Consider the following 6,496-nt stretch of genomic DNA (forward strand, 5'->3'; position numbering starts at 1 on the left):
GGACTTAGTTTATATAGCTGCGACTTCAGTCGCCAAGCTTCATTCGCCCAGCGCCGGATCGAATTTCCCTGATGCATCAACGAGGTGACACGCAACATAATGTCCATTACCTACATCTCGGAATTCTGGTTCTACTTGATGACAGTGTTCAATTGCCCAAGGACAGCGCGTGTGAAAGCGACATCCACTCGGAGGATTTGTCGGACTAGGAACATCGCCTTCTAAAACAATACGCTGGCGCTTTGCTTCAATTGTCGGATCAGGAATAGGGATAGCAGAGAGTAAAGCTTGTGTATAAGGATGTAGCGGATTTTCGTACAGCGATACGCGATCTGCAAGTTCGACGATTTTACCAAGGTACATTACAGCAATGCGATCTGAGATATGGCGCACAACACTTAAATCATGGGCAATAAATAGATAAGTCAGTTGAAACTCACGCTGTAGCGATTGAACTAAGTTAATCACTTGCGCTTGCACAGAAACATCTAATGCGGCGATTGGTTCGTCACATACTAGAAAGTCTGGGTTAACGGCTAACGCTCGTGCGATTGCCACCCGTTGGCGTTGTCCCCCAGAAAATTCGTGAGGATAACGATAAATAAACTCTGGACTTAAGCCTACGACGTCTAAAAGATGATGAACTCGTGCTTGTTTTTCACGTCCTGTGGCTAAACCAAAAATTTCTAATGGTTCGCTAATGACATTACCAATCGTCATGCGAGGATTAAGCGATGCATAAGGATCTTGAAAAATCATCTGCATTCGTTGGCGCATTTGTCGTAACGGTTCGCCTGATAATGCCGTTAGTTCAGTTTCCTCAAAATAAACTTGCCCTGCGGTTGATTGTTCTATTTGCAGAATCGCGCGTCCTGTCGTACTTTTGCCACATCCAGATTCCCCTACTAAGCCTAAGGTTTCGCCGCGTTTAATATCAAAAGTTAGCCCATCAACAGCTTTTACTGCCCCTACTTGTCTCTGGAGAATTATGCCGCGCAGAATCGGAAAGTGAACTTGGAGATCGCGCACGCGCAGCAACGTTTCGTTTTGCTGTTGCGCTTGAAATGTGCTGGTTTGAGGTTGCACCATGATTTTTATTGATCGACACTAGGCAGTTGCTGATTGAGATTCTTGCACAACTTCTGCACCTTCAGGTTTTACCCAACAGGCGACTTGATGGTTAACTCCCACAGGTTCTAGGGGTGGATCTTCGTTATGGCATCTGGCGATCGCAAACTCGCAACGCGGTGCAAAAGGACATCCTTGCGGATAGTTCACTAAACTAGGGGGAAGTCCATCAATTGATTTGAGGCGTTCTTGTCGCTGTTCGTCTAAACGAGGAATGCTTTGAAGTAGTCCAATTGTATAAGGGTGACGCGGATGATGATATAGTGCGTGTAGTGGGGCTTGTTCAACAATTTGTCCTGCATACATTACCAATATGCGATCGGCTATACCTGCAAGCAGTGATAAATCGTGCGTAATCCAAATGACCGCCATGCCACGTTCTTCTTTCAGTTGCTTGACAAGTTCAACTATCTGTGCCTGAATTGTGACATCAAGCGCCGTCGTTGGTTCATCAGCAATGAGTAAATCAGGATTACACGCCAGTCCCATCGCAATCATGACACGTTGGCGCATACCTCCAGAAAATTGGTGTGGATAGTTGCGAATGCGATCGCGTGCCCCAGGAATTCCAACTTGTTCTAAAAGTTCAACTGCTCTTGCTTTTGCCTCTGATCTTGCCATACCTAAATGCAGTTGAATGGCTTCCGTCATCTGCTTTTCTACCCGCAAAACAGGATTCAGCGATGTCATCGGGTCTTGAAAAATCATTGCCAAACGATTTCCTCGTAGAGATCGCATTTCCCGTACACTCAACTTCAGCAAATCGCGTTCTTGAAATATTACTTCACCACCCACAACTTTACCTGGAGGTGATGGAATTAACCGCATTGCCGATAGCATAGTGATACTTTTACCCGAACCCGACTCGCCAACAATACCCACAGTTTCCTGCGCATTGACATGAAACGAGACATCATTAACCGCATGAACGACACCATTTTGAGTAAAAAAGCGCGTTTTCAGGTTGCGGACATCAAGCAATCGAGCCATAGTGAGTGAGTTTTGAGTTTTGAATTTTGAGTTAACCTCATTCATAATTCACCCTTGCACCTCTGCTTCCTCTGCACCCCGTCACCTCATCAAGATCGTCGTTGTTGTGGGTCGAGGGCTTCGCGCAACCCATCACCCAGGAGATTAAATCCCAAAACAGTAACAGCGATCGCTAAACCAGGAAAGGTTGTTACCCAAGGCGCACGGCGAAAGTAATCGCGCCCCGCAGCTAAGATTGCGCCCCATTCGGGTGAGGGTGGTTGTGCACCTAGTCCGAGAAATGATAGTGCGGATGCAGAAAGAACAGCTACTGAGACTCCCACAGTTGCCACGACAATAATCGGCGAAAGGATATTTGGCAATATGTGACGGAAAATTAAGCGAAAATGCTTTGCTCCCACAGCTTGGGCGGCTTTGAAATACTCTTTATTTTTTTCTACTAATACAGCTCCATAGGTGACACGCGCATAGAAAGGAATTGAACTAATTCCTACAGCAATTGTTGCATTAGTTAAGCTAGGACCAAGTACGGCAACTGCTGCAAGTGCAATCAATGTTTCTGTAAAGGAGAATAAAACATCAACTCCTCGCATCAAAATTGCTTCCACCCAACCTCCGGCGTATCCTGCAACCATACCTAGCAAAACGCCAGCCGTCATGGAGATAAACACAGCAATCAATCCAATTCGCAATGTTAGACGGCTACCGTAAACAATTCTGCTAAACAAATCGCGTCCAAAATCATCTGTACCAAACCAGTGTTCAGCACTCGGAGGTTGCAGCGTAGAACCGACTCCCATTTCCAGAGGATCAAAAGGCGCGATCGCCGGAGCAAAAATAGCGACAATAATTGTTACCAATAAAATAATGCCGCCAATCTTAGCACCAGGGCTGCGAAACAGAACCTGTATGAACCGACGAAATTCCCTATTCCTCGACGGAAACGGCGTAATGGGAGGTGGTGGTGTGGTAATTTGCTGAGTCATCAGTGGTATGTAATGCGAGGATCGATCCAGGCGTAGAGTAAATCCAAGACGATAGAAACAATAACAACAACAGTAGCGAAAATCAGAATAAAGCCCTGAATTGTGGGATAGTCGCGCTGAAAAATCGACTGAATTGCCAAGCGTCCAATACCATTCCAGGCAAACACATTTTCTACAACGATCGCACCACCCATCATGTAGGTAAACTGTAGTCCTAACATATTCACGACATTAATCATGCCATTACGAAAAGCATGACGCGACAGCACCAGCGTTTCTGCTAATCCTTTCGCCCGTGCAGTCCGCATATAGTCTTGCGACAGCACATCCAGCATTGAAGATCTCGTTAGACGCGATACTGATGCCGCATTAGCAAGTCCTAAAGTAAGTGCAGGTAAAACGAGATTATTCAAATTTGTCCCTGAAACAGGAAACCATCCTAAACGGACAGAAAAAATAGAGATCAGCATCAACCCAAGCCAAAAATTAGGAACAGAAATTCCTAAAATTGCTCCCGTCATCAAGGTACTATCAATCCAAGTTCCCCGTTTATACGCCGCAAAAAAGCCAGCCGTCACCCCAACAACCATAGTAATAATCAAACTAGTAACAGCAAGCAATAGCGTATTCGGTAGCCGAACAAGCAGTAAATCTAAAACTGGCTGATTACCCCGAATCGTTGTTCCTAAATCGCCTTGCAACACTCGCCCCATATACATGATGTACTGTTCGTAAATTGGGCGATCAAGTCCGAGATTGCGGCGAATTTGTTCTATCTGTTCTGGTGTTGTCGATTGCGATTGCGCGTACATAATTTGCACCGGATCGCCAGGCACAAGATGAATCAGAAGAGTTACCGCGATCGTCGTAATCCAAATTGTAAACAAACCACCCAGTAACCGTTTGATAAAATAACGTGTCATTAGTCTGTGCTACAAAACACCTCAAAATTGCAACCTTCTCTCCCAACCTCTTCTCTTTGCGACCTTTGCGTACTTTGTGGTAGCCTACGGCAAGCCGCTATGCGTCTACGTTTCAAACAAGATCTGACACTACTACAAAGCCCCCACCAAAAAAGTATCTATTGCAGCCTCACATCATTAAACACAGGTCGATTAAAAGGACCAATCTTAAAGCCTTGCACCTGTGTCCGAGTTGCATAAACCCACAGTGACCCTGGTGTATACAGTGGAATGTGTACAGCATTCATCAGCAAATATTCCATGACATCATTAACAGCTTCTCTCCGCTGCGTTGCATCAACCGTCGTGCGGGTTCTCTCTAATAGCGCATCTAATTCGGGTGATTGGTAGCCACTGTAAGCCCCAGGAGAATGCCAAAGTTGATAGAGAATGTCGGGATCAAACCATGCCCAATCCATCATGTCAAATGTACTGATACCCGTATTTCTTTCATTTTCTTGTTTAACGCGAGCATTGAGCGTACCAATATCCATCGTTTCGATTTTGGCATTGATACCTACTTGCGCCAATTGACTTTGAAAGACTTGTACCATGCGTTCGCGGTTGTCACCTGTAGAAGTCATCAGAATCACTTCCATCGGTCGATTTGCACCATAACCCATTTCCGCTAATAGTTGTCTAGCGCGATCGGGATTATGTTCGTAGCTATATTGTCCACAAAACTCTTGGTCATTACCAAAGACGCCACGGCTAATCGGACAGCGTTCGCGTTCTACTAACCCTTCATCAAAAGCGACTCGCAATGCAGCATCAACATCGATTGCATGTGCAACGGCTTGACGCGCGCGGATATCATTAAATGGCGGACGAGAAACGGTAAATTCAAAGAAAAAGTTCTGTCCGGTATTTTCTGCAACGTGTAATTCTAAGTTAGAGTCGCCGCGTATCGCATCTAAGTCATCGAGTGGTGGGTTAACAATAAGCTGTACTTCCCCTGTTTGTAAACCGGCAAGTCGGGTTTGTGCTTCCGGAATTTGCCGCACCACAAGTCTATCTAAATAAGCTGCACCTTCATTTTGTACTGGACGACCATAGCGAACGTAGTCAGGATTCTTATCTAATACAATTTCGTCGCCGCGCGTCCAACTGACAAGTTGCCATGTACCTGTACCAACTGCTTGCGACACACCAAACTGATTACCCAATTCCTGATTGCTATCGCAAATCATACTGGCAAAAGGATCTGCCATAAAAGAGACAAAAGCAGCAAATGGCGATTGAAACCTAAACCTGACAGTTTGTGGGTCAACAACATCCACAGTTTCAATTGGTCCCCACGCCCCGCGCGTTACGCTAGGATTCTGACTATCAATAGCGCGATCGGCAGTATACTTTACGTCATTCGCATCAAACGGCGTACCATCGTGACAGGTAATTCCTTCATTAAGAACAAAAGTGACTTCTGTGCCATCATCACTGACTTGCCACTCGCGAGCAAGATTAGGAACAATCTCACCATTATCATCAAATGCTAGGAGCGTGTCGTAAATCTGATCAAAAATTTGCCACGATAGCGTTGTTGTCGTGCGATGCGGGTCAAGGGAATCTGCATCTCCATATCTTGCCCAGATTAGTGTTCCGCCCTCTGTTGCTGTTGTACCTGGCGATGGGCTAGTGGTAGTAGTCTGCTGATTATTACCACAAGCACTGACTAAAAGTGCTGTTAATGCTGCGCCTAATAGCGATCGCGCTGTTTTCTTTCTCAATTTAAATTGCCAAAACATTAATTACCTTCGGTTTCAACAGTGCCCTAAATGTTATGAAAGCAAGATATTCATTACTATGAAATAGCTCTGATGATGTTTTATGAAAAGTTGATTATTCCTCACAAATTAAGTGTTTGGCGTACAGCTTGTCATTGAGAGAAAGTCAAACTAAAACACCTTTAGCTAAATAGAAGCTTGCTGAAAACGCTTTCGATACCTTACTTTCGGGCATTATTTACTTACAGTCATGATGAAAAACGGGAGCTAATAAAATTTGCTCATAAAGTAGAGAACACTATTATGACGTATCTCACATAGCTCATATTAAAGGACGATTGTGATTTGAAACACAAAAAATTTAGGAAAGTTTAGGTAAACCGTCGCTTTGCGATCGCCTAAAGTATCTTCCTAGTGAATTTTAGATACCTATTAATTTTAAATGGCTTGCTGTTTGTAATTAGTGTATGAGTTTGTGGCAAATTGAGGAAGCAAAAATCTGTCTTGCCGAATACTGTTTTTGAAAAATTACATAGCTATCGAGCGAGCGCTCGGATTCATAAATGCTCGGAAATCTACTTAACCTGAGTTCGGGATAAGAAAAGGGACAGGTAGTAAGCTGAAAATAACGTTAAATTCAGCACCTGTCCTATGTTTAGTTTAGAATCTTTGTTCTGCCATGTAGATGATTTCTGTAAAGCGTTTG

At 44.4% G+C, this 6,496-nt stretch carries 5 protein-coding genes; all 5 read right to left on the minus strand.

What is annotated here, in order from left to right; translation table 11 throughout:
• Nucleotides 1-39 precede the first annotated feature (39 nt).
• Nucleotides 40-1,089 carry an ABC transporter ATP-binding protein gene (locus CSQ79_RS24400; RefSeq protein WP_099703711.1) on the minus strand — a complete coding sequence of 350 codons (1,050 nt, stop codon included), beginning with the start codon at nucleotides 1,087-1,089 and terminating at the stop codon, nucleotides 40-42.
• Nucleotides 1,090-1,107: 18 nt separating this feature from the next.
• Complete coding sequence (locus CSQ79_RS24405; RefSeq protein ID WP_099703721.1) at nucleotides 1,108-2,118, minus strand: ABC transporter ATP-binding protein; 1,011 nt, start codon at nucleotides 2,116-2,118, stop codon at nucleotides 1,108-1,110.
• Between the two features lie 89 nt (nucleotides 2,119-2,207).
• Nucleotides 2,208-3,104, minus strand: a complete 897-nt coding sequence (gene nikC / locus CSQ79_RS24410) for a nickel transporter permease (protein ID WP_099703712.1) — start codon at nucleotides 3,102-3,104, stop codon at nucleotides 2,208-2,210.
• Nucleotides 3,104-4,027 carry an ABC transporter permease gene (locus CSQ79_RS24415; RefSeq protein ID WP_099703713.1) on the minus strand — a complete coding sequence of 308 codons (924 nt, stop codon included), beginning with the start codon at nucleotides 4,025-4,027 and terminating at the stop codon, nucleotides 3,104-3,106. Before CSQ79_RS24415 ends, nikC begins: the two co-directional genes overlap by 1 nt.
• Nucleotides 4,028-4,185: 158 nt before the next feature.
• Nucleotides 4,186-5,811: an ABC transporter substrate-binding protein gene (locus CSQ79_RS24420; protein WP_099703714.1), complete on the minus strand. Its 1,626-nt coding sequence runs from the start codon at nucleotides 5,809-5,811 to the stop codon at nucleotides 4,186-4,188.
• Nucleotides 5,812-6,496: the final 685 nt, after the last annotated feature.

Origin of the sequence: Gloeocapsopsis sp. IPPAS B-1203, assembly GCF_002749975.1 — a bacterium.
In the GTDB taxonomy this organism is placed as follows: Bacteria; Cyanobacteriota; Cyanobacteriia; order Cyanobacteriales; family Chroococcidiopsidaceae; genus Gloeocapsopsis.

Coding starts and splice junctions, on each gene's coding strand:
- CSQ79_RS24400 (WP_099703711.1), bottom strand. CDS start 1,089: ATGGTGCAACCTCAAACCAGCACATTTCAAGCGCAACAGCAAAACGAA.
- CSQ79_RS24405 (WP_099703721.1), bottom strand. CDS start 2,118: ATGGCTCGATTGCTTGATGTCCGCAACCTGAAAACGCGCTTTTTTACT.
- nikC (WP_099703712.1), bottom strand. CDS start 3,104: ATGACTCAGCAAATTACCACACCACCACCTCCCATTACGCCGTTTCCG.
- CSQ79_RS24415 (WP_099703713.1), bottom strand. CDS start 4,027: ATGACACGTTATTTTATCAAACGGTTACTGGGTGGTTTGTTTACAATT.
- CSQ79_RS24420 (WP_099703714.1), bottom strand. CDS start 5,811: ATGTTTTGGCAATTTAAATTGAGAAAGAAAACAGCGCGATCGCTATTA.